Genomic DNA, 26,042 nt, shown 5'->3' with positions numbered 1-26,042 from the left:
GCTGGGGGCGATTCGGCCCCTGGTGTCGGTATGTTAACGGTCCCGATGGAGCGGCCAATGATAAGCGCGATGGCGCAGATACCGCAAGTGCACAATCGGAAGCGGGATGCCGGGCCGACGCGCGCCAGGCCAGCGCCGGAAATGGAAAACGGAGCCAGCGGCTCCGTCTTGTCTGGGATCGTCCTGCCCGCTTCGGCAGCCGACGAAAACCTAGTGCAACAGCCGCGGTGTCTGGTCGTCGTCGTCGCCGAACAGGTCGTCGAACATGAGCGCATCGGGCTCCTTGCCCTGGCTCCACAAAACCATCAGCACGATGATCTTGAGCTTGCCCAGCGCCACCGGCGACTCGTCGCAGGCCAGCGCGCGCTCGATGACGATCTCGCGCTGCGTCGGGCTCAATACCTTGGCGCTTTCGAGGAACTGGATGAAGCCGATCGCCGCACTACCGAGCTCGATGTATTCCTCGTCCACGTAATACCGGGTGCCGGTGCAGGCATCGATGGCGTCGGTAACTTCCGCTTCGGTCAGCCCGGACAGCCAGTCCAGCGCCTCGGAGATTTCGATGTCATCGAAACCGACGGCGGACAGCTTGCGTGCCAGGGCCGCCGGCTCGGGGCAGGCGTCAGGACGATAGTACGTCTCGTAGAGGTAGACCAGAATGTCGAACATAGTGGCGCTACTGTAGCAGCTAAGCTCGTCGCGGCACAAGTGTGTCTCGCAGGCGCGCGCGCAGCCAGTAAAAAGCGTTGTTTCGTGGCCTTGTCGGTTCATTCAGTTTTCTTTTATTTCCATGAAATCAAGGCGGTACATTCCAACCAAGCCGCTGGAAAAGGGAATGCTTTTTCGCACGAACCCATGCACGAAGCATAGCCGCGAGCCGCCATGCGATTGCGCATCAAGCTGTTCGCACTACCCGCTGTACCCTGCCGCCTGGCAAGCGTTCGACCAGCCCGGCCAGCTCCAGCGCCAGCAGGTCGCTCGCCAGCGACGCGGCGTCGCCCTGCCAGCGGCCCAGCAATTCGTCCGGTCCGACCGGGTCGTGGCCGAGCGCCGCCAGCAAGGCCTCGGTGCCGGCTGGCACGTCCTGCGCCGCATGCCGCAGCTGCGGCGCGACCATGGGCGAAGCCTGGATTGCCTCGAGAACCTCGTCCACGGTCTCGACCAGCCGGGCGCCTTCGCGGATCAGCTGGTGGCAACCCTTGGCCAGCGCCGAATGAATCGAGCCCGGCAGCGCAAACACTTCGCGCCCCTGCTCGGCCGCCAGTTGCGCCGTGATCAGCGAGCCCGACTGCGCCGCCGCTTCGATCACGAGTACTCCCGCGCTCATGCCGCTGATGATCCGGTTGCGGCGTGGAAAATTGCCGGCCAGCGGCGGCGTGCCAAGCGGGTATTCGCTGACGATGCAGCCGGCCTGGGCGATGCGATGCGCAAGCGCGCGGTTACGCGCCGGATAGATGCGGTCGATGCCGGTGCCGATGACAGCGATGGTCGAGCCCGCACTGCGCAAGGCGCCTTCGTGCGCGGCGGTATCGATGCCCAGCGCCAGTCCCGACACCACGCATAGCCCGGCCTCGGACAAGGATTGTGCGAAGCCCTCGGCGTTGGCGCGGCCCTGGGCACTGGCATTGCGGCTGCCGACCACCGCGACCATCGGCGCGGCCAGCAGTTCGCGCCGCCCTGTTATATAGAGCAGCAAGGGCGGGTCGGGGATGTGGCGCAGCAGCGCGGGATACTCGGGATCGTGCAGCGTGACGATGTGGCGCTGGGGCTGGGCCAGCCAGTCGGCGGTAGCGTCAAGCAGTTGCGCAAGATCGGGCGAGACCGGTGCGCATAGCGCCGCGGCCACTGGCGCTGCCACCTGCGCGGCCAGCGCCGTGTAACCGGCACGCAAGATCGCTGACGGCGAGCCGAAGGCGCCGAGCAGCAGGTTGGCGGTGCGGCACCCCACCCCGCTCGCCTGTTCCAGGCGAATCCAGTCGGCGATGAGGGCAAGGCTGCCGGTGGGGTGGGAGGCCGTGTCTTGCACGGGTGGGATTACTCCGGTGAGCGGGCCACGTCGCCGACTTCCACCGGCGCCGTCACTTGCATGATCAAGCCGTACGAGACGTTCTTGAACACGCGGAAAATGAACAGGCTGCCGTATTGCTCGTCGGGCAGCTTGATCTGCTGTTTGCCGATGCCGAACACGCCTTTGTGGGCCGGGTCGACGATCGTCTTCCCGAGATGATAGAGCTGTAGCACCGAGCCGACATCGAGTCCGTCAAGCGAACCCCGATTGACAGTGACGACCTGGCTCTGGCCGGCATAGGTCACGCCCGCGTAGATCGACATCACGCGCGCATCGACCGGTTGCAGCGGCGCATGCGGCATGTAGTTGCGCACCGGCGCAGGCGGCAGCGGGATCAGCAAGTCGCCAACGCCGATTTCCTGCCGTGTTTCAGTGACGCGGAAGGTATGCACGTCGACGCCCGGCTTGGCTTCGGTATCGAGTGCAACACTGCCCAGATAAGCGGCTTCGTGCGCCAGCACCTTGCCGGTTTGCGGGTCGCGCAGGACGCCGCCAGGGCGGAACACCTGGAAGTTGGCCCCGCCCTGCACATTGCCTTTGACATAGACGCGGTCGCCGGTGCCGAGATAGACGCGGCCTTCCTGCGAGGCCACGATGCGCGGGGCGCCTGCCAGTTCGTCGCCTTCGACTACCAGCGGCTGGGTGAGGTAAGGTTCGATCATGCCGGCCGGGATCGATTGCAGGGCGTCGCGGTCGAGCGCCTCGGTGCGCACCTGCGGCGACAATCTGGTGGTGGGCGGCGCGCTGCGCTCATCGCCACCCGGGCGGGTGAGCGACAGGCGGCCACGGGCGCGGTCGAAATAGATCACCTGGCCTGGATAGATCCAGTGCGGGTTGCGGATTTCATCGCGGTTCATGCCCCACACCTGGGGCCAGCACCATGGGTTCTGCAAGAATGTGCCGGAAATGTCCCAGAGGGTATCGCCCTTGACCACGACATGCTGGTCGGGCGCATTTGGGCGAAACGCGCAATTGGCGGCCTGGACCGGGCTGGCGGCGGCACATGCAACTAGCGCCACGGCAGCAGCACGGGCCACGACTGTGCTAAAATTTTTCATTGAGACGTCCGTTAATGCGTCCGTAAATTGCGGCTTTTACACCGGATAGCTGGCAGCCAGAGTCATCCTGCCCCAGCGAAAGTGGTGGCCAAGCGCACGATGCGTCGCTCCCTGTCCGTAAAAGGGTTGCCGTACTGAATCAAATTCTGCACACAATTCCCGGAACTAGCAAGACAAACCGCGTCCTGCCAGGCCGGTCGAGTGTTGCATTTTTGGTTGTACGCGCATCCCGACCGACTCCATCCTCTTCCTGAATTTCCCGACTATGGCCTTATTGAATATCCTTCGCTACCCTGACCCGCGCCTGCACAAGATCGCCGCCCCGGTCACCGAATTCGGCACCGAACGCCTGCGCCAGCTGGTCGCGGACATGGCCGCCACGATGTACGACGCCCCGGGCGTGGGCCTGGCCGCTTCCCAGGTCGACGTGCATGAGCAGGTCATCACGATCGACGTGTCGGAAACCAACGACCAGCTCATGGTCATGATCAATCCCGAAATCACCTGGTCCAGCGACGACAAGCAGGTCTACGACGAAGGCTGTTTGTCGGTACCTGGCGTCTACGACGGCGTCGAGCGTCCATCGCGCGTCAAGTGCAAGGCGCGCGATGTCGATGGCAAGGAGTTCGAGATCGAAGCCGACGGCCTGCTGGCCGTGTGCATCCAGCACGAGATGGACCACCTGGTCGGCAAGGTCTTCGTCGAATACCTGTCGCCGCTCAAGCGCAACCGCATCAAGGCCAAGCTGCAAAAAGAAGAGCGCGGAATGGAACGCGAGGCTGCGCTCAGGGCCGCCGGCCGCCGCTACTGAGATGGCGCCGATGCGAGTCGTTTTTGCCGGCACCCCCGAGTTTGCCGCGAGTGCCCTGCGCGCGCTGCACCAGGCCGGCTTCGAGATCCCCCTGGTCCTGACCCAGCCCGACCGCCCGGCCGGGCGCGGCATGCAGTTGCAGGCTTCCGCGGTCAAGCAGTATGCGCTGGCGCACGGCATCGAGGTGGCGCAGCCTTTGTCGCTGCGCACGGACAGCAAGGACCCGCAACGCGCCGAACAGGCGCAGGCCATCCACCAACGCCTGCTGGACCTGGACTATGACGTGATGGTGGTGGCGGCCTATGGGCTGATCCTGCCGCGCGCCACACTCGATATCAAGCCTTGCATCAACATCCATGGTTCGCTGCTGCCGCGCTGGCGCGGCGCCGCGCCCATTCACCGCGCCATCGAAGCGGGCGACCGCGAGACCGGGGTGACCATCATGGGCATGGAAGAAGGGCTCGACACCGGGCCGATGATGCTCATCGAGCGCGTTGCGATCGGCGACACCGATACCACTGGCAGCCTGCACGACACGCTGGCGGAACTGGGCGCGAACATGATCGTCGAGGCGCTGCGCAAGATGGCGCAAGGGCAGCTCGATGCGGTGCCGCAACCGGAACAGGGCGTGACCTATGCCGCCAAGATCAGCAAAGAAGAAGCAAAGCTCGATTTCGGCTTGCCGGCTACGCTATTGTGGCGCCGGATACGCGCGTTCAACCCGTTTCCGGGTGCGCACGGGCTGGTTGATGACGTGACGGTGAAGATCTGGAACGCCGAACTGGCGCCGGGCAGCGGCGCGCCGGGGCAGGTGCTGTCAGCCGATGGCCAGCACGGTATCGTGGTGGCGTGTGCAGAAGGCGCACTGCGGCTGACCGAACTACAGAAGCCGGGCGGCAAGCGCTTGCCCGCTGCGGAGTTTTTGAAAAGCCTGCCGTTGGCCGGCATGCGATTTTCGTAGCGCGGCCGGGCTAGCCGCCCGCGCTCATCCACCCGGCCTGGGGCTTGCGCCCCAAGCCATTACTTGTCGTACTTTGCTGCGGCGGCGCGCTGCGCGTCCATGTGCTCGCGCAGCACCTGGTTGATGCGGGTCTGGTAGCCCGGGCCCGCACCCTTGAACCATTCCAGCATGTCCACGTCCAGGCGGATCGTCACGATCTGCTTGACGCCATTGGCCAACAGCGGCTTCGACGCGATGGTCGGCTCCTCATCACGCATCACCGCGTGGTCCCAGTCCGGCACATATTCTTTGTTCATACCCTATCCCGTTAAAAGCATAGCCAACGATGTGTCGACTAGGTAATTGTCGTTGGTGTATGTAACGCAAAGATTGCGGATACGACGGGTTTTGTAACGCAATGTATCAGTTCAAGTCATCCTTACAAAAAGATACATACAGTCAGCCGCAGTTCTGGCCCCGCCAGAGCAAATCGGCACCTTGACGTATAATTTCAGACCGCCCATCAGTCACGGCCTGCCGCAGACCTCTTGCCGCTTATCGAGAAAGTCACCCATATGCATACCCCCCACGCCACCCTGTCCCCGATCGACGCCCAGTTGCGCGAGATTATGTCGCGCCGCATCATGATCCTGGATGGCGCGATGGGCACCATCATCCAGCAATACCACCTCGATGAAGCGGCCTACCGTGGCGAGCGGTTTGCGAACTTTACCGCGCCGCAAGATCTGGCCAACCCCAGCACGCGCGAGCTCTTCGTCAAGGGCAACAATGAACTGTTGACCCTGACGCAGCCGCACATCATCCAGGAAATCCACGAACGCTACCTGGCCGCCGGCGCCGACCTGCTCGAGACAAATACCTTCGGCGCCACCGGGGTAGCGCAGGACGACTACCACATGGCGCACCTGGCCTATGAGATGAACGTCGAAGCGGCCAGGCTGGCGCGCGCGGCCTGCGCGAAATATTCCACGCCGGACAAGCCGCGCTTCGTGGCCGGCGCACTCGGACCGACGCCCAAGACCGCATCGATTTCGCCCAGCGTGAGCGACCCCGCCGCGCGCAACATCACCTTCGACCAATTGGTTGCCAGCTACCACGAGCAGGTGCGCGGCCTGGTCGACGGCGGCGCCGACGTGCTGCTGGTCGAGACCATCTTCGACACCCTGAACTGCAAGGCCGCGCTGTTCGCGATCGACCAGTACTTCGACGAGCACCCGGCTATCGCGCGCCTGCCGATCATGATCTCGGGCACCGTCACCGACGCCTCGGGCCGCATCCTGTCGGGCCAGACGGTGCCGGCTTTCTGGAATTCGGTACGCCACGCCAAGCCACTCACCATCGGGCTGAACTGCGCGCTGGGCGCAGCCCTGATGCGCCCCTATGCCGAAGAGCTGTCCAGGATTGCCGACACCTTCGTGTGCATCTACCCGAACGCCGGCCTGCCCAACCCGATGAGCGACACCGGCTTCGACGAGCTGCCAGCCGACACCTCGGCGCTGCTGCGCGAATTCGCCGACGCCGGCTTTATCAACATTGCCGGCGGCTGCTGCGGCACCACGCCCGAGCATATCGCTGCGATCTCAAAGATGCTCGAAGGGCGCACGCCGCGCGCGCTGCCCACCGTTCCGGTCGCGATGCGCCTGTCGGGCCTGGAGCCATTCACGGTTGACGACAGCTCGCTGTTCGTCAACGTCGGCGAGCGCACCAATGTCACCGGCTCCAAGGCATTCGCCCGCATGATCCTTAACGAGCAATTCGACGAGGCGCTGTCGGTGGCGCGCCAGCAGGTCGAGAACGGCGCCCAGGTCATCGACATCAACATGGATGAAGCGATGCTCGATTCGCAGGCGGCCATGACGCGTTTCCTGAACCTGATCGCCTCCGAGCCAGACATCTCGCGCGTGCCGATCATGATCGACTCCTCGAAATGGAGCGTGATCGAAGCCGGCCTGAAATGCGTGCAGGGCAAGGCGATCGTCAATTCGATCTCGATGAAGGAAGGCGAAGAAGAGTTCATCCGCCAGGCTGCCCTGTGCCGCCGCTACGGCGCCGCCGTCATCGTGATGGCCTTTGACGAACAGGGCCAGGCCGACACCTTCGCGCGCAAGACCGAGATCTGCGGCCGCGCCTACAAGGTCTTGACCGAGCAAGTGGGATTCGCGCCCGAAGACATCATCTTCGACCCGAACATCTTCGCAATCGCCACCGGCATCGAAGAACACAACAACTACGCGGTCGACTTCATCGAAGCCACTGCCTGGATCCGTGACAACCTGCCGCATGCGAAGGTGTCGGGCGGCGTGTCGAACGTCTCGTTCAGCTTCCGCGGCAACGACCCGGCGCGCGAGGCGATCCACACCGTCTTCCTGTACCACGCGATCAAGGCCGGCATGACCATGGGTATCGTTAACGCTGGCATGATCGGCGTCTACGATGACCTCTCGCCCGAGCTGCGCGAGCGCGTCGAAGACGTGGTGCTGAACCGCCGCAGCGATGCCACCGAGCGCATGATCGAGATCGCCGGCACCCTCAAGAATGGCGGCGCCCGGCAGGAACAGAACCTCGAGTGGAGGAACAACACGGTCGAGAAGCGCCTGGCGCATGCGCTGGTGCACGGCATCACGCAGTGGATCGTGGAAGACACCGAAGAGATGCGCCAGCAGGTACTGGCAGCCAATGGCCGCCCGATCCATGTGATCGAGGGCCCGCTGATGGACGGCATGAACATCGTCGGCGACCTGTTCGGACAGGGCAAGATGTTCCTGCCGCAGGTGGTCAAATCGGCGCGCGTCATGAAGCAGGCCGTGGCCCACCTGGTGCCCTTCATCGAAGAAGAAAAGGCACTGGAAGAAGCCCGCACCGGCATCGTCGCCAAGCCGAAGGGCAAGATGGTGATCGCCACCGTCAAGGGTGACGTGCACGACATCGGCAAGAATATCGTGTCGGTGGTGCTGCAATGTAATAACTTCGAAATCGTGAACATGGGCGTGATGGTGCCGTGCGCCGACATCCTGGCCAAGGCCAAGGAAGAAAACGCCGACATCGTCGGCCTGTCGGGCCTGATCACGCCTTCGCTCGAAGAAATGGCGCACGTCGCGCGCGAGATGCAGCGCGACCCGTATTTCCGCGACAAGAAGATTCCGCTCCTGATCGGCGGCGCCACCACCAGCCGCGCCCACACCGCCGTCAAGATCGCGCCGTACTACGACGGCCCGGTGGTGTACGTGCCGGACGCCTCGCGCTCGGTGTCGGTGGGCCAGTCGCTGCTGACCGACGAGACGCGCGACGCCTATATCATCGAACTGGGGCAAGACTACGAGCGCATCCGCGTGCAGCACGCCAACAAGAAGGCGCTGCCGATGCTGACCCTGGAGCAGGCGCGCGGCAACCGCGCCCGCCTGGAGTTTGCACCGGTCAAGCCGAAGTTCATCGGCCGCCGCGTATTCAAGAACGTGGAGCTGGGCACGCTGGCGCGTTACATCGACTGGGGCCCGTTTTTCCAGACCTGGGACCTGGCCGGCCCCTATCCGGCCATCCTCCAGGATGAAGTCGTGGGCGAAGCTGCCAGCAAGGTGTTCGAAGAAGCGCAGGCCATGCTCAAGAAGATCATCGACGGCCGCTGGCTGGTCGCCAATGGCGCCATCGCGCTGCTGCCGGCAAACTCGGTCAACGACGACGACATCGACATCTATACCGACGAATCGCGCACGCAGGTCGCCTTTACCTGGCATGGCCTGCGCCAGCAAGGCGTCAAGCCGGTGGTTGACGGGGTGCAGCGCCCCAACCAGTGCCTGGCCGATTTCATCGCGCCGAAAGACTCCGGCGTGCCTGACTACATCGGCATGTTCGCCGTCACCGCGGGGCTGGGCATCGAGAAGCACGAGCAGCGCTTCGAGGCGGCCCACGACGATTACTCGTCGATCATGCTCAAGGCCCTGGCCGACCGCCTGGCCGAGGCGTTCGCCGAGTACCTGCACGAACGCGTGCGCACCGACCTGTGGGGCTATGCGGCGGGCGAAGACCTGTCTTGCGAAGCGCTCATCAAGGAAAGCTACAGCGGCATCCGCCCGGCGCCCGGCTACCCGGCCTGCCCGGAGCATACCGTGAAGGCCGAGCTGTTCCGCACGCTGCAGGCCGAGGAAATCGACATGCAGCTAACCGAATCGTATGCGATGTATCCGGGCGCGGCGGTGTCCGGGTTCTACCTCGCGCATCCGGAGTCGAAGTATTTCGTGGTCGGCAAGATCGGTGACGACCAGGTCGAGGACATGGCCAAGCGCCGCGGCATGGACAAAGCCGAGCTCGAACGCCACCTGGCGCCCAACCTGTAACTCCCAGCTGCCGCCGGCGCGACGCCGGCGGCGGGTTTATTCCTGCCGTGCTCGCGAACGTCTGCGCATTCGTATTGTCTAAGTCTTTGCAAAGTTCGACTGTGGACAATGGAGGACATCATGGCAATGCATCTAGCGACCCGGCGCTGGCAAGACCAGCTGATGGTGCTGATCGGGGTCTGGCTGTTCGTGTCACCCTGGATATTCGCCTACCCGCCCAGCTCGCCGATAGCCTGGAACGCCGCACTGGCCGGCGCCATCATCGGCATCCTGGCCGCGTTCGACCTGGTCAAGACCCATGTCTGGGCGGTGCTGTTCAATATCGTGGTGGGCGCATGGGCGGTGGTCTCGCCCTGGCTGGTCGGCACCCTGGACGATCCGGCCATGACCTGGAGCCTGGTCATCGCAGGCAGCGCGACCATCGTGCTCGGACTATGGGAGTTGCGCACCGATCCTGAGCTGCACCGTCAGTGGCGCTCGGGAGCCGCGGGCTAAGGCGGGTCGGCCCCTTAGATGGCGTACCGCACGACCTTGTCGCTCCACTCGAAGGCCGACACCTCGAGCTCGGCCAGGTCATCGCCGTCGATCGCCAATTCTTTCAGCGAGGGCAACACTTCGTCCTCGCTGTCTTCCATGCGCTCGATCGATTCGGTCAGGCGCAGTAACTCGCCGAAAAAGCCCCTGCGCACCAGTAGTGCGTGGCGGACTTCGTCGATGACCGGAATTTGCTCGACGATGTCCTGCATCGGAATGCAGAACAGCGTGTCCATCAGGGACATCATGCCCACCGTGAACGCGATGTCGGACACGTTGCGCTGCGCCGGACGCAGGCGCTTTGCGAGCAGCTCCATCAGGCGCGCGCGCGTGGTAGCCAGCATCAGGAGCGGACTCTGGTTGTGACCGTGCACGTCTGGCTCGGCGTATAGCAGGATCTGCAGCCAGCGCTGTAGCTGGCGGCGACCGAGCAGCATCAATGCCTGGCTGACCGACTCGACACGGCGCCCTGCCCCGGCGGCCGGCGTGTTCACCAGGCGCAGCAAATTCAGGCCGAGCGTGACGTCTTTCTTGATGGCGCGCTCGATCACGGCGTTGTCGGCGTCCGATGTCACCAGGTTCATCAAATCGATCACCGCCAACTGCGAGGGCGAGAGCTTGCGCCCGGCGATCACGGTCGGCTTGGCGAAATAAAAGCCCTGGAAGTAATCGAAGCCGATATCCAGGCAGGTGCGGTACTCTTGATGGGTCTCGACCTTCTCCGCCACCAGGCGCTTGCCGGTGCCGCGCAGGCGCGGTGCCAGCGACAGCAGGGTCACGACCGGCAGTTCGCGCAGGTCCATCTTGACGAAATCGATCACTGGCAGCAGGCGCGACAATGCGGCGCCGTGCGCCGACGCCTCGGCCGCGAAGCGAAAGCCATGCGCCGCCAGCTCGGTCATGCGCTCAATCACGGCATCGGTCGGCTCCACCGTGCGCACGATGTCGAGCACGGTGCGCTCGCGCGGCAAGAAGGCGAACATGTCGCTCATGAGCACGTCGGTATCGACATTCAGGAAGGCAGTGGCGTCGCCAATGGCGCGCGCCATGCCCAGTTGTGAAGCGTGGTGGATGACGCTGGCACTGGCCGAAATCCCGGATGCGATCTGTGCCGGCCCTTGGGCACTGCCGCGGAACAGCAGTTCATAGCCAAACAAGGCCTGGTTACGATCCAGCACCGGCTGGCGTCCGAGGTAGAAATTACGCAGCCGCAGGGGCTGGGCGGACTGGTCTAGGCTGGCGGTATCGGTCATGTCGTCTGGTTGGGCTCGCGAACACCCTACTTTAGCGTATTCGTCAGATTTAGTGGCTTTCTGGCACTAATTAATTCTTAGAATGGTACCTGACGGACAATCCCTTGCCATTACTGTGGCAGTCCGTCCACGAACAGCTTCAGTTCGCCCGGCGCGAAATGGGTCCAGGTCTCGTTGGTGGTCAGCGGCTCGGTGACGATGATGGCCACCCGGTCATCGGGTGTGGTCACCTGCGAGAAGTCGACCGACAGGTCTTCGTCCGACAGGCAGGCGGTCACGAAGGGGTATTTCCGCACCACGTAGCACAGCTTGGTCGAGCAATGCGTAAACAAGGCGGTGCCGTCCGACAGCATCATGTTGAAGGTGCCGTGCGCGGCCACTTGCGCCACCAGCCGTTCGAGCGCCGCACGCACCAGGGGCAGCGCCGGCGCCGCCGTGGACAAGCCATCGCCGAATTCCTCGCGCAGGCTTTGCATCAGCCAGCAGAACGCCAGCTCGCTGTCGGTGGTGCCCACCGGCTGGAACGGCCCGTCAAGCCGGGGAGCGAATTCCTTGAGGTCGCCGTTGTGGGCGAAGACCCAATAACGGCCCCACAGTTCGCGCACAAAGGGATGGCAATTTTCCAGTGCGACCTGGCCTTGCGTGGCCTTGCGGATATGGGCAATGACATTGGTGGACTTGATCGGATAGCGCTTGATCAATTCGGCGATCGGCGAGTCGATTGCGGCCTGGTGATCGACGAAATGGCGCACGCCTACACCTTCGAAGAAGGCGATGCCCCAGCCATCGTGGTGGGTATCGGTGCGGCCACCGCGGTGGGCAAAGCCGGTGAAAGAGAAGACGATGTCCGTGGGGACGTTGCAGTTCATTCCGAGAAGCTGGCACATGGCGCTCAGCTTACCATGCGCGGGGCATGGTGGGCGCCATCGCCGCAGACAGCGGCAATGGCGGACAGGGGGTCAATGCAGGACGACCGGCTGGCTCATCAGGGTATCGTAGGAACCCAGGAAGTCATCGATCTCTTCCATGGTCGGCTCGCTGGCGATCAGGTTGTTCACATCGCGCCGGAACGACTGCGCCAGTTTTCCGCCAATGAATGCTTCGCGCCGCCCGGCCTTGTCGACGATTTCGTAGCCGCCGAAGCGCAACGCTTCGAGTTCGCGATCCACGCCAAACTCGACGACGCTGTACTGTTCGCTGTTGTAGATCATGTTCATGGTGACTCCTTCTCTCGATCAGAGTGGTTGTGCGTACCAGCCGCGCGGCGGCGGGCGACTGGCTGCTCACTTCGGTTAAGAAGTGGGGCTGGCTGGGCCAATTTCAAGTACGTAAAGCCTGTATGCGGCTTCAGGTAGGGGCCAAGGGCTCCAGTGCCAACAGCTGATCGTATGGTGATTCCTGCAACCACGATCGCAACTGATCAAGGTGTTCGCTGCTGGCCAAACCGATAAACAGGCGTTGCGGCCCTTGGCGTAGCAGGCGATTCAATGTTACACGCAAAACCAGGTTGCCGGCGCAGCACGGGCACCCGCTAGCGAGTCGGACAAGTCTTACGGAGGGATGGTCTGGGATCGGACTGGTGCCAGCGGCCAGGCCTTCGAGAATGACTGCGCTCAAGCCGCCGGCCCAAGGCGTGCCGCCATCGGCGCCATCAGGCAGCGTTGGCGCAAGCCGCGCGGCGATGGCCGCTTCACGCGCGGCGGCAGACGCGCCCGTGACCAGGACGGTCGCGACCTTTTCTGCCAATCAGGCGCCTTTCTTGGCAAGCTTGCCCGGCTCGACGCCGAGCTGCTTGAGCTTGCGGTACAGGTGGGTGCGTTCGAGGCCGGTCTTCTCGGCAACGCGTGTCATGCTGCCGCCTTCGCGCCCAAGGTGGTGCTCGAAATACATGCGCTCGAAGGCGTCGCGCGCTTCACGCAGCGGCAGGTCGAACGACAGCGTGTAGCCAGTGCCCTCGCCTTGCGAGATGGCATGCACCATGCGCGCGCCGTTGCTCATTGGCGCGGGCTGCGGCGCGAACATTGGCGTGACAGCGGTATTGGCTGCGCTGGCGCCGCCGCCGGCATCGAGCATCGGCATGGCGCTGGACATGACCGGACGCGGCGGCGCCAGCGGGGCACGCGCTACTTCCTGGGCCCGGTTCAGGCCTTGCTGCACGGCCTTGAGCAGCTTTTGCAGCGCAATCGGCTTTTCGAGGAAATTCATGGCGCCGATGCGGGTGGCCTCGACCGCGGTATCGATCGTGGCATGGCCGGACATCATGATGACCGGCATGGTCAGCATGCCGTCGCGCTGCCATTCCTTGAGCAGGGTAACGCCATCGGTATCGGGCATCCAGATGTCGAGCAGCACCAGGTCGGGCGCGCCGGCGGCCCGCGCCTCGCGTGCCTGCTGCGCGTTCTCCGCCAGGGTGATGGCGTGGCCTTCGTCGCCCAGGATCTCCGAGAGCAATTCCCGGATGCCCATTTCATCATCAACTACGAGTATATTCGCCATCTGTATGCCTTCCTGATCTTACCTGCCTGGCGCGCCGGCCAAGACTCCATGACTACGTGGCAATCGGATCGCCCTAAGGCTTACTGTACCCGACAATGCCCTTGTTCTGGAGCGTGCGCGGACGCTCTTGAGTCAGCGTGTGTGCGCCTATTATATTTCGGACAAGTTCGTCTCGGGGGCTAACTTTAACAGCAAAATGAATACCGACGCGCCACATCCGTCCGCACGGTTGCCGATATCGATCTTGCCGCCATGCTCGTCGATGATCTTCTTGACCATCGGCAGGCCCAACCCGGTGCCGCGCGCCTTCGAGGTGACATAGGGCTCGAACGCGCGCGCCAGGATGCGCGGCGCGAAACCCGGGCCGTTATCGGTGATCGCCAGGCGCACCGCAGTGCCGGTGGCGCCATCCGCGCCTTCGTAGTGGATGGTTTCCGTGGTGACGTCCACGCGCGGCGGCGCCGCGCCGCTCGCATGGTCGGCCAGTGCGTCCTGGGCATTTTGCACCAGGTTGTGTATCACCTGGCGCAACTGGGTCGCGTCGCCCATTACGCGCGGCAGCACTGGTGCCAGCGCGGCATGGATGGTGTCGGTGCCGTCGCCGGACAGGTACAGTTGCAGGATCTCGCCGATCAGGGCATTCAGGTCGAGTGGCTCGAGCAGCGCCGGCGGCGTGCGCGCATAGTCGCGGAAGTCGTCGACCATGCGCTTCATGGCGTCGACCTGATTGACGATGGTGGTCGTGCTCTTCTTGAGCAGCTCGGCTTCGCGCTCCGGCAGGCAGCCCTCGAGCTTCATCTGCAGGCGTTCGGCCGAGAGCTGGATTGGCGTGAGCGGGTTCTTGATTTCATGCGCCAGCCGGCGCGCCACTTCGCCCCAGGCCACCGAGCGCTGGGCCGAGATCACGTCAGAAATATCGTCGAACACCACGATGAAGCCGTTGCTGTTGCCAACCGGCAGGCGCGAACCGCGCGCCAGCAGCGTGATGTCGTGGTCATGCTCGTCGCCGCTGCCGCGACGCGGAATCTCGATCTGCTGCTGCCAATGGGCGCGCCGGCGCCGGTCGCCGTTGCCGCCATTGGCGGCGCTGCCGGCCGCGCTTTGCGCGCTCTGCGCCGAGATTGCGCGCGTAATGCAGTTCGAGAACGTCTCCAGCCCCGCGATCATCGCCAGCGGACCGGCCAGCGCGCCCGGCTCCACCTGCAAGATGCGGTAAGCCGCATCGTTCGAGTTCACCACCCGGCCTTCGGCGTCGAGCACCATCACGCCCGCCGTCATGTTCGCCAGCACCGACTCCAGGTGGGCCTTGGCGTTCTGCAGCGCGGTGCGGTTGCGCTCGACGGCGCTGCGCGCCTCGAACAGCTGGCCGGTCATGGCGTTGAACGAGCGCGTCAGGGTGCCCAGCTCGTCGTTGGTTTCAATGATCGGGCGCGGCGACAGGTCGCCCTCGGCCACCGCCTGCGTGCCTTCGGCCAGCACCAGCAGTGGCTGTGCCAGGTTGCCGGCGATCAGAAAGGCGCTGCCGATCGCGCCGAAGATCGCCAGCAGCAGCGTCAGCGTCAGGGTGACGATGTACATCTTGCGCAGGCCGGTACGGGCCTGCGCGCGCGAGCGGTATTCGTCGGAGGCGCTACGCAGCACCACCGCATTCGAAGCCAGGTTCACCGGCACCGACTGCAGCAGCTGCAGGTAGCGCGGCTCCATGCCGGAGGTCTCGGGCACCGCCAGCAGCACGCGCAGGCGCAGGCCGGTAGCGGCATCGAGCGCGTTCGGTCCCACCGCCACCCCTTCGCTGCTGCCTTCGGGGCGCGCATAGCCGCCTGGCAGCGCGGCCGACTTGAGCATGTCGGGCGACGGGCGGTCCAGCTCCAGGCTGGCGTCGCGGTCCTGCGCGCTCGATGCCAGTACGGTGCCATCGGCGCCCAGCAGGATCGCGCTTTGCATGCCGCTGACATCGTTCACCAGGCTGCTCAGCACGCCCTGCACTGTCACCGCGTCCTGGCCGGCCAGGGTGGCGGCCGCGGTCTGCCCGGTTGCGCCAAGTTCGGCCACCGCCTCGTCGAGCGCGGCGCGGCCCAGGTTCAGGCCCGATTCGATCGCGGCCTCGATCTTGACGTCGAACCAGCTGTCGATCGAGTGCGACACGAACTGCACCGAGACCATGAAGATCACCAGCCCCGGCAGGATGCCGATGCCAGCGAACAGCAGCACCAGGCGCGCCACCAGCCGCGAGCCGAACTTGCCGGCCTTGTAGCGCGAATACAGGCGCGCCAGCGCGAAGATCACCAGTACCAGCATCAGCCCGGCCATGCCGGCATTTACGCCCAGCAGCCAGGTGTAGTAACGGTCGAAGAAGCCGGAATTATCCGAGGCGCCGGCCAGCAGGAACAACAGGATCGACACAACGGCGCCGCCTACCACCAGCGTGTAGCGCAGCGCCTGGTTGATGGATTTACCCCGCACGGTAAGCGAAGGTCCGGCGGTTGGACGCGAGGCGCCAGCTCGAATCGTTGATGGCATTGACCTGCAGCGGCTTGGACAGGTAATCGCGGTCCATGTACATGCGCACCGAGACGTCGTACACCTCGCCCTGCTTGAGCGCGCCGCGCGGTGCGATCAGCCAGCGCGCGGGGCGCCGGATCAGGGACAAGGCATCGTCGAGGGTAGTGAAGCTCTGCGGCACGCTGCCGCCGATCGACACGTTGTACTGGCGCGTGAGCACGTCGTAGGAGATGCCGATGGTCCGCTTGGCAAGCACGGCCTTTTCGTCGCGCCACCACCAGCGTGGGCGCGTCATTTCGATCTCGGTGGTGAAATGCAGCTTGATGCCGTTCTGGATCGCTTCTTGCAACTCGTGGTTCAGCTCGAATGCGAAGCGGGTATTCAGGCGGTAGCCTTCTTCGCTTAACTGCACTTCGGCCTGCGTCACCTCGATTGCCTCGGCCGCCCGTGCCTGCGCGCACGCGAAGACCAGCAGCAGCTGGCAAGCGAGGAAGCAGAAAAATCGTAACGTCACGGGTGAGCCAGAGCCTTAAGTTGAAGCATTTATGTCGGGATGACGATTACGCCGCGCGTTTCTGGAACAGGGCGTAGAACAAGCCGTCATGATCTTGCCCGGCACCGCTGGCTGGCAGCAGCTGGCCCGGCGCGTCAAGGCGGATGGCGTCGTGGCGCGCCGCAAACGCGGCTGCCTGCGCCTCCGATTCCTGGGGCCAGAGCGAACATGTCACAAACAACAATTTACCATCGGGCAGCAACATCTGCCAAAGGTTGTCGAGTATTTTGCTTGAAAGTGTTGCAAGTTGGAGTGTGTCCGACTTGCGGCGCAACCAGCGGATGTCCGGGTGGCGCCGCACGATGCCCGATGCCGTGCATGGCACGTCGGCCAGGATGCGGTCGAATGGCACGCCGTCCCACCAGTCGGCGTTTTGCGCCTCGGCGGCGATGAGCGTCGCCTCCAGGCCGAGCCGGCCCAGGTTGTCTTTCACGCGCGCCAGGCGCAGCGGATCGGCATCGACCGACACCAGCTCGACGTCGGCGCATTCCAGGATATGGCCGCTCTTGCCGCCGGGCGCCGCGCAGGCATCGAGCACGCGCATGCCATCTTTCAGGTCGAGCAGCGGCGCCGCCAGCTGGGCGCCGGCATCCTGCACCGACACCAGGCCGTCGTGAAAGCCGGGAATCTGGCTGACATTGACCGGTTGCGCCAGCCGCACCGCGGTCGGACCCAGGCGCGTGGCTTCGATACCGGCCTCGGCCAGGGTGGCGAGATAACTGCCGGTGTCGCTGCGGCGCGCATTCACGCGCAGGGTCAGCGGCGGATGCACATTGCCCGCCTCGAGGATCGTTTCCCAGTTCTGCGGATAGGCCGCGCGGGTGCTGTCGATCCACCACTGCGGATAGTTCCAGCGCGCCAGCGGCTGCTTGAGCGCCTGCGCGCTCAGCGCTTCGCGCTCGCGCAGGAAGCGGCGCAGCACCGCGTTGACCATCGCCTTGGCATGGGCAAAGTCCGGATGGTGCGCCGCTGCGGTGACTGCCTGGTCGACCACGGTGAAGGCTTCGTAGGGCGCGGGCGCGCCAGGCGCCGGATCGAGCAGCGCCAGCGCCGCGCACAGCAGGCCGTCGAGCATGGCCGGCTCCGGCGCCTTGGTCGTCATCAGGCCGAGCAAGACCTCGCTGCGCCCGAGCTGGCGCATGCTGCGGTAGGCGATGTCCTGGATCGCGCCGCGCGCCTGCGGCGTCACGTCATAGACCGAAAACACGATCGACAAGGCTTGCGGCAGCGCCATGCCGCCGCGCACCCGCGCCACCGCGTTGGCCGCGCCCAGCAGCGCCAGCGCCAGCGAATCGCCCTTCAGGTCGGTGCGAAAATCCTGTTGCGGCGCCACCTTGACTTCGTGGCTTGCGCGCACGCGCGCGGCAGCGCTGCTGGCGGCGTGCTCGCGGCGTGGCGGCTGGCCGCGCTCGGCGGCCGGGCGGTAGGGTTCCGCCCTGGGCGGCTTGTCCTGACCCGGATTGCGCGCCGGCCCAGCTGCCGGGGCGCTGGCCTGGCCCGGCGCCGGCCTGGCACCAGGCCAGGCCGGGCGTGCCCCGCCCTTCGAGGCCGCGGAGCGGGGCGCCTTGGCTTTGGGTTTCAGGGAGAGCGTGGGGCGCTTGTCGGTCATGGCTGGGTCGATACGGTCGAAAAAGGCCCTCATTGTAACGGCATAGTCTTTGGCACAACTTAATTCGTGCTGCCACGGCTTGCGGCGGCGAACGTGTTGCGCGCATGCCCAAACCAGTATAATGACCGCTGTTTGCCTGACCACAGGCTCGCCTGCGCAGTTCGCCCTTTTATTTAGACCGACTTCCCCATGCTCGCTCAACAAAAACAAGAAATCGTTGCCCTGTTCCAGGCCGCCCTGGCGCCGATCGTTGCCGGTACCGACCTGGCTCCCAATGTGGTGCTGGAACGCCCGCGCGACCCGAGCCACGGCGACATCGCCTGCAATATCGCGATGCAGCTCGCCAAGCAGCTCAAGACCAACCCGCGCGAGCTGGCCACCCGCCTGGTCGCCGCCGTACTGGCCGAGCCGGGCGCGCAAGGCCTGGTCGAATCGGCCGACGTGGCCGGCCCCGGCTTCATCAACCTGCGCGTGGCCGCCAGCGCCAAGCAGTCGGTCGTCAAGACCGTGCTCGATCAAGGCGCCGCATTCGGCCAGAGCGGTGCTGGCCAGGGCCACCACGCCATCATCGAATTCGTCTCGGCCAACCCGACCGGCCCGCTGCACGTGGGCCACGGCCGCCAGGCCGCGCTGGGCGACGCACTGTCGTCGCTGTTCGAGTCGCAGGGCATCGAGGTGACCCGCGAGTTCTACTACAACGACGCCGGCGTGCAGATCGCCACCCTCGCCAACTCGGTGCAGGCACGCCTGCGCGGCTTCAAGCCGGGCGATGCCCAGTGGCCCGAGTCGGCCTATAACGGCGACTACATCCAGGACATCGCCGACGACTTTCTGGCAAAGAAAACCGTCGCGGCCAGCGACGGCGAGCCCGTCACCGCCAGCGGCGAGCCCGAAGACCTCGATTCGATCCGCCGTTTCGCGGTAGCCTACCTGCGCAACGAGCAGGACATCGACCTGCAGGCTTTCGGCGTCAAGTTCGACAACTACTACCTCGAGTCCTCGCTGTACGCGGACGGCAAGGTCGACCAGGCGGTGCAGGCGCTGGTCAACGCCGGCAAGACCTACGAGCAGGACGGCGCGCTGTGGCTCAAGACCACCGACTACGGCGACGACAAGGACCGCGTGATGCGCAAGTCCGACGGCAGCTATACCTATTTCGTGCCGGACGTGGCCTACCACATGCAGAAATTCCGGCGCGGCTTCGACCAGGCGATCAATGTGCAGGGCAGCGACCACCACGGCACCATCGCCCGCGTGCGCGCCGGCCTGCAGGCGGTGAACATCGGCATTCCGCAGGGCTATCCCGACTATGTGCTGCACAAGATGGTCACCGTGATGAAGAACGGCGAAGAGGTCAAGATCTCCAAGCGCGCCGGCTCCTACGTGACGGTGCGCGACCTGATCGAATGGTCGGGCAATGGCGACGTCACGCGCGGCCGCGACGCAGTGCGCTTCTTCCTTATCTCGCGCAAGGCCGATACCGAGTTCGTGTTCGACGTCGACGTCGCGCTGGCCACCAGCGAAGAAAACCCGGTGTACTACGTGCAATATGCGCACGCGCGCATCTGCTCGGCCCTGGCCAACTGGGGCGGCGACGAAGCGCAGCTGGCCACGGTCGACCTGTCGCCCCTGAACACCCCGCACGAAGCGAGCCTGCTGTCGAAACTGGCCGCCTATCCCGAGGTGCTGGCGCGCGCCAAGCTCGAACTCGGCCCGCACCAGGTCGCGTTCTACCTGCGCGAACTTGCTGGCGAACTGCACAGCTATTATTTCGCGCACAAGTGGCTGCTCGACGATAACGAGCCGCTCAAGCTGGCTCGCCTGGCCCTGGCCACGGCGACCCGCCAGGTGCTGCGCAATGGCCTGGCCCTGATCGGCGTGTCGGCCCCGGCCAAGATGGAGCGCGCGCCCACCGACATGCCAACCGAACCGCAACCCTGATTGGCCAGCGCAATGACCGCCAAACGTTCCAGCTCGTCCACACCCCGTTCGCTGCGCCAGCGCGGCAGCACCCTGACCGGCATCATCGTCGGCCTGATCATCGGCCTGGGCATCGCCGTGGTGGTCGCGCTCGTGATCACCAAGGGCCAGTCGCCGTTCACCGACCGCTCCAACAAGATGGGCCGCCCGGCCGACCTCGAACCGAGCCAGGCCAGCGATCCGAACAAGCCGCTGTACGGCAACCGCGACGCCGCGCGCGAAGCGAACCGCCAGATTGCCGAAGGCGCCGACAAGGCGGCACCGGCCGCAGCTCCAGCACCCACCCCAGCCGCGGCCGCGGCAGAAGCCGATCCGCTGGGCCAGGCGATCGCCAACATGCAGGCGCCGGTTGCGGCGCCCGCGCCGGCCGCGCCAGCAGCCGCGCCGGCAGCCCCTGCCGCAGCCGCCCCGGCGCCAGTCGCGGGCACCGACGGCTACATCTACTACCTGCAGGCCGGCGCCTTCCGTGAAATCTCGGATGCCGAAAATACCCGCGCCAAGCTGGCGCTGCTCGGCTTCGAAGCGTCGATCACCGACCGTAGCACCGATGGCGGCGTGCTGCATCGCGTGCGCGTCGGCCCCTACGGCGGCGTCGAAGCCATGAACAAGGCGCGCGCCAAGCTGCTCGACAGCGGCATCGACGTCGCCATCGTCCGCAACCAGCGCTAGGCTACCGCATGCATCCGCTACGCCGCCTGCCCTGCACCGCCGCGCTGGCTGCACGCGCGAAGGCGGACCTGGAATGACCGCGGCGCCAGGCCGCTCGGACCGGGTCTTTATCACCGGCGCCTCGAGCGGCATCGGCGCGGCGCTGGCGCGCGAATACGCGGCGCGCGGCGCTTGCCTTGGACTGCTGGCCCGCCGCCGCGAGCTGCTCGACGACCTGTTAGCCAGCCTGCCCCATCCCGAACGCCACCGCATCTACGCCGCCGATGTCACCGACCGCCAGGCCGTCGCCGCCGCTGCCGCCGACTTCATCGCGGCCAATGGCGGCGCCGACATCGTGATAGCCAGCGCCGGGATCTCACAAGGTACCCTCACCGACCGCAGCGGCGACCTCGAAGTATTCGACGCGGTGTTCGCAACCAACGTCAATGCCACCGTCGCCACCTTTGCACCCTTTATCGCCACGATGCGTTCGCAGCACGGCCCGCGCAGGCTGGTAGGCATCGGCAGCGTGGCCGGCGTGCGCGGCATGCGCGGCGCAGGCGCCTATTGCGCCTCGAAGGCGGCGGTGCGCAGCTATTGCGAGTCGCTGCGCCTGGACCTGCGCAGCTCCGGCATCAAGGTGGTGACCATTGCTCCCGGCTACATCGACACCCCCATGACGCGCCAGAATCGATTCCCGATGCCCTTTTTGATGCCGGTGGCGCGTTTCGCGGTGCAGGCGGCCGATACGATCGCGCGCGGCAGCAGCTACCGCGTGCTGCCCTGGCAGATGGGCGTGGTCGCAAAGCTGCTGCGCCTGATGCCCAACTCCCTGTTCGACTTTGCGTTTTCGCGCGCGCCGACCAAGCAAGGCCAGGGTCAGGCATGAACGCTGAACGCATCGCCGCACTGGCAGGCCCCGGCGTCGCCGTCGAGGTGGTGGCCGAGACCGGCTCGACCAATGCCGATTTGCTGGCACGTGCCGCGCAGCAGTGCGGGCCGCTGCTGCTGGTGGCCGAACACCAGAGCGCCGGCCGTGGCCGCGCCGGGCGCAGCTGGCTGTCTTCGAGCGAAGGCTCGCTGACCTTTTCGCTGGCATGGAGATTCGACGGCGGCCCGCACAGGCTCAGCGGCTTGCCGCTGGCGGTTGGCGTGGCCCTGGGCGACGCACTGGGGCTGCTGGGCGTGCAGGTTGCGCTCAAGTGGCCGAACGACGTGCTCAAGGACGGCGCCAAGCTGGCCGGCATTCTGGTCGAAACCCGCTGCGCAGCCGATGGTGGCACCTGGGCCGTGATCGGCATCGGACTCAATCTGGCAATGCCTGACGACCTGGAAGCACGCATCGGCCGCAGCGCCGCCGGCGCGCCCTGGCTGGCGCGCATGGACCGCGAGGTACTGATGGCCAAGCTGCTTGACGCCTTGAGCGCGGCCCTGCACCTGTTCGCGAGAAGCGGCTTCGGGGCATTCTGCGCGCGCTGGAACCTGCGCCATGCCTGGCAGGGCGAGACCGTGACCGTCATCGACAACGGCGCCGTTGTACAAGAAGGCCTTGCCGCCGGCGTCGACGATGCGGGCCGCCTGTTGCTCGATACGGCGGCCGGACGCGTCGCGGTGCTGGCGGGCGACGTCTCGCTGCGGGTGAAGACATGAAGCTGCTGCTGATCGACGCCGGCAATACGCGTATCAAGTGGGCGATCGCCCTTCCGGGCGCGGCGCTGGGAGAGTGGGAAACGAGCCACGCCGCGCCGCACGCCGACCTGGTCGATATTGCCGCCGCCTGGCGCCGCGCCGGGATCGGCCGCGCCTTCATCGCCAACGTGGCCGGGCCTGACGTGCGCGCGCGTATCGCCCAGGCCTTGCCCGAGGCGATCACGGTCGATTGGTTTGCCTCGACCCACGCGCGCGCCGGCCTGCTCAACGGCTACCGCAACCCGGCCCAGCTGGGTTGCGACCGCTTCGCCGCCGCCATCGGCGCGCGCGCCCTGGCGCCCGGCCAGGACCTGATCGTCGCCACCTGCGGCACCGCGACCACGATCGATGCGGTGCGCGCCGACGGCCTGTTCATCGGTGGCATGATCCTGCCCGGCCTGGCGCTGATGGCCACCTCATTGGCCCGCAATACCGCCGGGCTGCCCCAGGTGCTGCCCGGCGCCGCGCCACCACCGCTGTTCGGCGACAATACCGACGACGCGATCGTGTCGGGCATCCTGTCGGCGCAAGCCGGCGCGATCGAGCGCGCCTGCGCCGCACATGGCACGCGCGGCGCCAGCGCCTGCATCGTCTCGGGCGGCGCGGCGCCCTATATTGCGCCAGCGCTCAAGGTGGCCCACCGCCTGGTCGATAATATCGTGCTGGTCGGCCTGCATGCAGCGGCCGCCGCCTGACAATGGGAGAGCGCATTTGTTGAGATTCGTATTCTGGGCGCTGCTGGCCGCCAACGCCCTGCTGTTCGCCTATGGCCAGGGTTATCTGGGCCAGGCCGGCGGCGGCGAGCGCGAACCGCAGCGCCTGAAGAACCAGCTCGCCGCCGAGCGCCTGGTGATGCTGACCGCGGCCGAGGCCCGCAGCAGCGCCCTACCCTCGGTGGCCGCATTGCCTGCCGAACCGGCGGCGCCAGCTGCGCCGGCGCCGGACATCGTCGCCTGCATGCAGGCCGGCGCTCTTGCTGCCGGAGACGCGCGCCGCTTCGAGTCGCGCCTCGCGCGCCTGGAACTGGGCACGCGCCTGTCGCGCACCAGCGTGCCGTTCCAGGAAGTGACCAGCCACCTGGTCTACCTGCCCCCCAGCGGCGGCAAGGAGGGCGCAGACCGCCGCGTGGCAGAACTGAAAGAACGCGGCGTGACGAATTTCTTCGTGATGCAGGGCGAGTCGCCGATCAAGTGGGCGATCTCGCTGGGGGTGTTCAAGAGTGACGCCGCCGCGCAAAACCTGGCCGCCGCGCTTGGCCGCCAGGGCGTACGCGGCGTGCGCGTGCTGCCGCGCGGCCCGCAAGGCACGCGCGCCAGCTGGAAGTTTCGCGACCTGACGTTGGAGGAGCGCCGGCGCCTGGCAGGCATTGCCGACGATTTCAAGGGCTTGCAGCTGCGCGCCTGCGATTAACGCTTCACGACAATCGGCTTCAACCCAAACGACGATGGCACCGCCATCGCCGCCTCCATCGCCGCCTCGCGGCTCGCGAACGGCCCGCCGAGCAGGCGGTTGAGCGATCCGGCCTTTACTACTTCCAGGCTGCCCAGCGCGAGTCCGGCCTGCGCCAGGCGTTCGCTCAGCGCTTCGGCGGTGCCGGCGCGGCTGTAGGAGCCGAGCTGCACATAGAAGGTGCCGGCCGCGACCAGCTTCGGAACCACCTGGGCGACGGCGGCGCTGTCCGAGCGCACGGTATCTTCCAGCATCAGCGCCGTGATTTCCGGCGGCGCCGACTGGGCCTGCGAGGTCAGCGCGCGGCGCAGCGTGGCGATGCGCGACGGGTCGTTGGGGAACAGGCGCTCGACCTCGACCTTGTGGCTGCCACGGCCGAGCAGGCCGAGCTTGAGTGCGGCCGTGTACGAGACGTCGATCACGCGGCTGGCATGGAAGGGGCCGCGGTCGTTGATGCGCACGATGACGGCGTTACCCGAGTCCAGGCTGGTGACGCGCACGTACGAGGGAATCGGCAGCGTCGGGTGCGCGGCCGTCATCTTGTACATGTCGTAGAGTTCGCCCGACGACGTCTTCTGGCCATGAAACTTGACGCCGTACCAGCTGGCCACGCCGCGCTGGACGAACGGGTCGTCGTGGGTGATCGGGGTATAGGTCTGCCCGAATACGGAGTAAGGACGGTTGGCCCACTTCGAATAGGGCTCAGCGCGGACGATGGCGTCCGGCAGCTCGAGCAGGCCGGGCGGCGGATTGGTGCCGGGGCCATCGTCCTTGTAATAGCCGCCGCGGCCAGAATTGGCTGGCGGCAGCTTGGGCGCCTCGGGATGCTTCGCGGCCGGCCGCTGGCCCCACGGCATCGGCACCAGGCGTTTGTGCTCGCCCGTGCTGCTGCAACCGCTCATCAGGATGGGCAGCAGCGTTGCGGTGGCTAGGACCGCTACAAGTTGTTTTCTTGGAACGGCCATTCGCAGTCCTTGTTCAATTACGTCTGTACTAGTTTACGGTGTCTTTGAATACTCATCAATATGCCAGCGCCGAGTCCGAGGGTAATGAAGGCAGTTCCGCCATAGCTCATCAAGGGCAAGGGCACGCCGACCACTGGCAGGATGCCGATGACCATCCCCATGTTGACGAAGGCGTAGGTGAAGAACATCATCGTGATCGCGCCAGCCAGCAGGCGGCCGAAGGTGTTGGCTGCATTTGCCGCGATCATCAGCCCGCGCCCGATCAGCAGCAGGTAGACCAGCAACAGGAACAGATTGCCAACCAGCCCGAACTCTTCCGAATACACGGCAAACACAAAGTCGGTGGTCTGCTCGGGGACGAATTCCAGGTAGCTTTGCGTGCCCTTGCCATAGCCCTTGCCCAGGATGCCGCCGGAGCCGATCGCAATCTCCGACTGGATGATGTGGAAGCCCTTGCCAAGCGGGTCGGAGGTCGGGTCGATCAGGGTCATCACCCGCTCGCGCTGGTAGTCGTGCATCATCGACCAGCCGATCGGCAGCGCGGCCGCGCCGGCGATGCCCAGTCCCAGCAATGCCTTCCACGGCAGGCCGGCCAAGAAGATCACGTAAAAGCCCGACGATGCGACCATCAGGCTGGTGCCGAGATCGGGCTGCTTGGCGATCAGGACAAACGGGATCAGGACCAGCGCCGCCGCGATCGCGAACGATTTCCAGTTGTTGGCATTCGCGCGCTGCTGGAAATACCAGGCCAGCATCAAAGGCGTGGCGATCTTGAGGATTTCTGAGGGCTGGATATCCACGCCGACGTAGAGCCAGCGCCGCGCGCCCTTCTTGATGATGCCGAACATCGCCACGGCGATCAGCAACGCAACCCCGATCGTATAGATCGGTACCGCAAGGCGCATCAGCGTCTGCGGGGGCACGTTGGCCGTCACCCACATTACCGCGAACGCGAGCAGGAAATTGCGGATCTGGTGTTCGACGCGGCCTGGATAGTCGGCCCCGGCCGAGGTCATTGTAATCACGCTGGTCATCATCAGGATGAACAGCACCAGCCCGAGCGGCCAGTCGAAGACCGTGAAATACGGACGCAGGCGGCGCCGCAGCGAGCGGCGTTCTGGAATGCGCGCCATGG

The 26,042-nt window shown here is 65.5% G+C and carries 23 protein-coding genes; 10 read left to right on the top strand and 13 right to left on the bottom strand.

The genetic code is table 11. From position 1 onward, the window contains the following. Positions 1-210 precede the first annotated feature (210 nt). The 3 genes from NRS07_RS04460 to NRS07_RS04450 all read right to left on the bottom strand — a co-directional run bounded on the left by NRS07_RS04460 (position 211) and on the right by NRS07_RS04450 (position 3,126). Positions 211-669, bottom strand: a complete 459-nt coding sequence (locus tag NRS07_RS04460) for a DUF494 family protein (RefSeq protein WP_259211443.1) — start codon at positions 667-669, stop codon at positions 211-213. Positions 670-895: 226 nt separating this feature from the next. Next, a complete protein-coding gene (dprA, locus tag NRS07_RS04455; RefSeq protein WP_259211442.1) occupies positions 896-2,026 on the bottom strand; it encodes a DNA-processing protein DprA in 1,131 nt (376 codons plus the stop codon). Between the two features lie 8 nt (positions 2,027-2,034). Then, positions 2,035-3,126, bottom strand: a complete 1,092-nt coding sequence (locus tag NRS07_RS04450) for a LysM peptidoglycan-binding domain-containing protein (RefSeq protein ID WP_259211441.1) — start codon at positions 3,124-3,126, stop codon at positions 2,035-2,037. Positions 3,127-3,391: 265 nt separating this feature from the next. Here NRS07_RS04450 and def point away from each other — a divergent pair, with 265 nt between their 5' ends. Further along, complete coding sequence (gene def, locus NRS07_RS04445; RefSeq protein WP_259211440.1) at positions 3,392-3,937, top strand: peptide deformylase; 546 nt, start codon at positions 3,392-3,394, stop codon at positions 3,935-3,937. Between the two features lie 10 nt (positions 3,938-3,947). Then, positions 3,948-4,898 (top strand): methionyl-tRNA formyltransferase, encoded by a 951-nt coding sequence (gene fmt, locus NRS07_RS04440; protein WP_259211439.1) that lies wholly within the window; start codon positions 3,948-3,950, stop codon positions 4,896-4,898. Between the two features lie 59 nt (positions 4,899-4,957). Here fmt and NRS07_RS04435 read toward each other — a convergent pair whose 3' ends face one another. After that, entirely contained in the window at positions 4,958-5,194 is a 237-nt protein-coding gene (locus NRS07_RS04435; RefSeq protein ID WP_259211438.1) for a BrnA antitoxin family protein, read from the bottom strand. A gap of 258 nt (positions 5,195-5,452) precedes the next feature. Here NRS07_RS04435 and metH point away from each other — a divergent pair, with 258 nt between their 5' ends. Further along, positions 5,453-9,229 (top strand): methionine synthase, encoded by a 3,777-nt coding sequence (metH, locus tag NRS07_RS04430; protein ID WP_259211437.1) that lies wholly within the window; start codon positions 5,453-5,455, stop codon positions 9,227-9,229. Between the two features lie 120 nt (positions 9,230-9,349). Further along, positions 9,350-9,724: an SPW repeat protein gene (locus NRS07_RS04425; protein WP_259211436.1), complete on the top strand. Its 375-nt coding sequence runs from the start codon at positions 9,350-9,352 to the stop codon at positions 9,722-9,724. Between the two features lie 14 nt (positions 9,725-9,738). Here the strand turns inward: NRS07_RS04425 and NRS07_RS04420 are convergent, their stop codons facing one another. The 7 genes from NRS07_RS04420 to rsmB all read right to left on the bottom strand — a co-directional run bounded on the left by NRS07_RS04420 (position 9,739) and on the right by rsmB (position 18,176). Beyond that, entirely contained in the window at positions 9,739-11,016 is a 1,278-nt protein-coding gene (locus NRS07_RS04420; RefSeq protein WP_259211435.1) for an EAL and HDOD domain-containing protein, read from the bottom strand. Positions 11,017-11,126: 110 nt separating this feature from the next. Then, complete coding sequence (locus NRS07_RS04415; RefSeq protein ID WP_259211434.1) at positions 11,127-11,903, bottom strand: class II glutamine amidotransferase; 777 nt, start codon at positions 11,901-11,903, stop codon at positions 11,127-11,129. A 72-nt stretch (positions 11,904-11,975) separates the two neighbouring features. Further along, complete coding sequence (locus NRS07_RS04410; protein ID WP_159696519.1) at positions 11,976-12,233, bottom strand: DUF3567 domain-containing protein; 258 nt, start codon at positions 12,231-12,233, stop codon at positions 11,976-11,978. Between the two features lie 529 nt (positions 12,234-12,762). Continuing rightward, entirely contained in the window at positions 12,763-13,512 is a 750-nt protein-coding gene (locus tag NRS07_RS04400) for a response regulator (RefSeq protein ID WP_259211432.1), read from the bottom strand. 150 nt (positions 13,513-13,662) lie between these two features. Next, on the bottom strand, positions 13,663-15,960 hold the full coding sequence (locus NRS07_RS04395; protein ID WP_373889867.1) for an ATP-binding protein: 2,298 nt from the start codon (positions 15,958-15,960) through the stop codon (positions 13,663-13,665). A 4-nt stretch (positions 15,961-15,964) separates the two neighbouring features. After that, on the bottom strand, positions 15,965-16,528 hold the full coding sequence (locus NRS07_RS04390; RefSeq protein ID WP_259211430.1) for a DUF4390 domain-containing protein: 564 nt from the start codon (positions 16,526-16,528) through the stop codon (positions 15,965-15,967). Positions 16,529-16,574: 46 nt separating this feature from the next. Continuing rightward, positions 16,575-18,176, bottom strand: coding sequence for a 16S rRNA (cytosine(967)-C(5))-methyltransferase RsmB (rsmB, locus tag NRS07_RS04385; protein WP_259211429.1), 1,602 nt, complete (start codon positions 18,174-18,176; stop codon positions 16,575-16,577). Positions 18,177-18,365: 189 nt separating this feature from the next. Between rsmB and argS the strand changes: the two genes are divergently transcribed. From argS to NRS07_RS04355, 6 genes are all read left to right on the top strand, one after another. Next, entirely contained in the window at positions 18,366-20,117 is a 1,752-nt protein-coding gene (gene argS / locus NRS07_RS04380; RefSeq protein ID WP_259211428.1) for an arginine--tRNA ligase, read from the top strand. Positions 20,118-20,129: 12 nt separating this feature from the next. Further along, the gene (locus tag NRS07_RS04375) at positions 20,130-20,825 is read left to right on the top strand and encodes an SPOR domain-containing protein (protein WP_259211427.1); all 696 of its coding nucleotides are present in this window, start codon (positions 20,130-20,132) and stop codon (positions 20,823-20,825) included. A 73-nt stretch (positions 20,826-20,898) separates the two neighbouring features. After that, positions 20,899-21,693, top strand: coding sequence for an SDR family oxidoreductase (locus tag NRS07_RS04370; RefSeq protein ID WP_259211426.1), 795 nt, complete (start codon positions 20,899-20,901; stop codon positions 21,691-21,693). Next, positions 21,690-22,454, top strand: coding sequence for a biotin--[acetyl-CoA-carboxylase] ligase (locus NRS07_RS04365; RefSeq protein ID WP_259211425.1), 765 nt, complete (start codon positions 21,690-21,692; stop codon positions 22,452-22,454). Before NRS07_RS04370 ends, NRS07_RS04365 begins: the two co-directional genes overlap by 4 nt. After that, positions 22,451-23,188 (top strand): type III pantothenate kinase, encoded by a 738-nt coding sequence (locus NRS07_RS04360; RefSeq protein ID WP_259211424.1) that lies wholly within the window; start codon positions 22,451-22,453, stop codon positions 23,186-23,188. Before NRS07_RS04365 ends, NRS07_RS04360 begins: the two co-directional genes overlap by 4 nt. Positions 23,189-23,204: 16 nt before the next feature. Beyond that, on the top strand, positions 23,205-23,903 hold the full coding sequence (locus tag NRS07_RS04355; protein ID WP_259211423.1) for an SPOR domain-containing protein: 699 nt from the start codon (positions 23,205-23,207) through the stop codon (positions 23,901-23,903). Here NRS07_RS04355 and NRS07_RS04350 read toward each other — a convergent pair. Together NRS07_RS04350 and rodA are read right to left on the bottom strand one after the other, a co-directional pair. Beyond that, a complete protein-coding gene (locus NRS07_RS04350; RefSeq protein ID WP_259211422.1) occupies positions 23,900-24,907 on the bottom strand; it encodes a septal ring lytic transglycosylase RlpA family protein in 1,008 nt (335 codons plus the stop codon). The two genes, NRS07_RS04355 and NRS07_RS04350, sit on opposite strands and share 4 nt — an antisense overlap. A gap of 17 nt (positions 24,908-24,924) precedes the next feature. After that, complete coding sequence (gene rodA / locus NRS07_RS04345; protein ID WP_259211421.1) at positions 24,925-26,040, bottom strand: rod shape-determining protein RodA; 1,116 nt, start codon at positions 26,038-26,040, stop codon at positions 24,925-24,927. Positions 26,041-26,042: the final 2 nt, after the last annotated feature.

Origin of the sequence: Massilia sp. H6, from assembly GCF_024802625.1 — a bacterium.
GTDB lineage: Bacteria > Pseudomonadota > Gammaproteobacteria > Burkholderiales > Burkholderiaceae_D > Telluria.
The sequence above is the reverse complement of the archived record's forward strand: the minus strand, read 5'-3'. Positions and strand labels throughout refer to the sequence as shown.

Coding starts and splice junctions, on each gene's coding strand:
- NRS07_RS04460 (WP_259211443.1), bottom strand. CDS start 669: ATGTTCGACATTCTGGTCTACCTCTACGAGACGTACTATCGTCCTGAC.
- NRS07_RS04450 (WP_259211441.1), bottom strand. CDS start 3,126: ATGAAAAATTTTAGCACAGTCGTGGCCCGTGCTGCTGCCGTGGCGCTA.
- def (WP_259211440.1), top strand. CDS start 3,392: ATGGCCTTATTGAATATCCTTCGCTACCCTGACCCGCGCCTGCACAAG.
- fmt (WP_259211439.1), top strand. CDS start 3,948: ATGCGAGTCGTTTTTGCCGGCACCCCCGAGTTTGCCGCGAGTGCCCTG.
- NRS07_RS04435 (WP_259211438.1), bottom strand. CDS start 5,194: ATGAACAAAGAATATGTGCCGGACTGGGACCACGCGGTGATGCGTGAT.
- metH (WP_259211437.1), top strand. CDS start 5,453: ATGCATACCCCCCACGCCACCCTGTCCCCGATCGACGCCCAGTTGCGC.
- NRS07_RS04425 (WP_259211436.1), top strand. CDS start 9,350: ATGGCAATGCATCTAGCGACCCGGCGCTGGCAAGACCAGCTGATGGTG.
- NRS07_RS04420 (WP_259211435.1), bottom strand. CDS start 11,016: ATGACCGATACCGCCAGCCTAGACCAGTCCGCCCAGCCCCTGCGGCTG.
- NRS07_RS04415 (WP_259211434.1), bottom strand. CDS start 11,903: ATGTGCCAGCTTCTCGGAATGAACTGCAACGTCCCCACGGACATCGTC.
- NRS07_RS04410 (WP_159696519.1), bottom strand. CDS start 12,233: ATGAACATGATCTACAACAGCGAACAGTACAGCGTCGTCGAGTTTGGC.
- NRS07_RS04400 (WP_259211432.1), bottom strand. CDS start 13,512: ATGGCGAATATACTCGTAGTTGATGATGAAATGGGCATCCGGGAATTG.
- rsmB (WP_259211429.1), bottom strand. CDS start 18,176: ATGACCGACAAGCGCCCCACGCTCTCCCTGAAACCCAAAGCCAAGGCG.
- argS (WP_259211428.1), top strand. CDS start 18,366: ATGCTCGCTCAACAAAAACAAGAAATCGTTGCCCTGTTCCAGGCCGCC.
- NRS07_RS04375 (WP_259211427.1), top strand. CDS start 20,130: ATGACCGCCAAACGTTCCAGCTCGTCCACACCCCGTTCGCTGCGCCAG.
- NRS07_RS04370 (WP_259211426.1), top strand. CDS start 20,899: ATGACCGCGGCGCCAGGCCGCTCGGACCGGGTCTTTATCACCGGCGCC.
- NRS07_RS04365 (WP_259211425.1), top strand. CDS start 21,690: ATGAACGCTGAACGCATCGCCGCACTGGCAGGCCCCGGCGTCGCCGTC.
- NRS07_RS04360 (WP_259211424.1), top strand. CDS start 22,451: ATGAAGCTGCTGCTGATCGACGCCGGCAATACGCGTATCAAGTGGGCG.
- NRS07_RS04350 (WP_259211422.1), bottom strand. CDS start 24,907: ATGGCCGTTCCAAGAAAACAACTTGTAGCGGTCCTAGCCACCGCAACG.
- rodA (WP_259211421.1), bottom strand. CDS start 26,040: ATGGCGCGCATTCCAGAACGCCGCTCGCTGCGGCGCCGCCTGCGTCCG.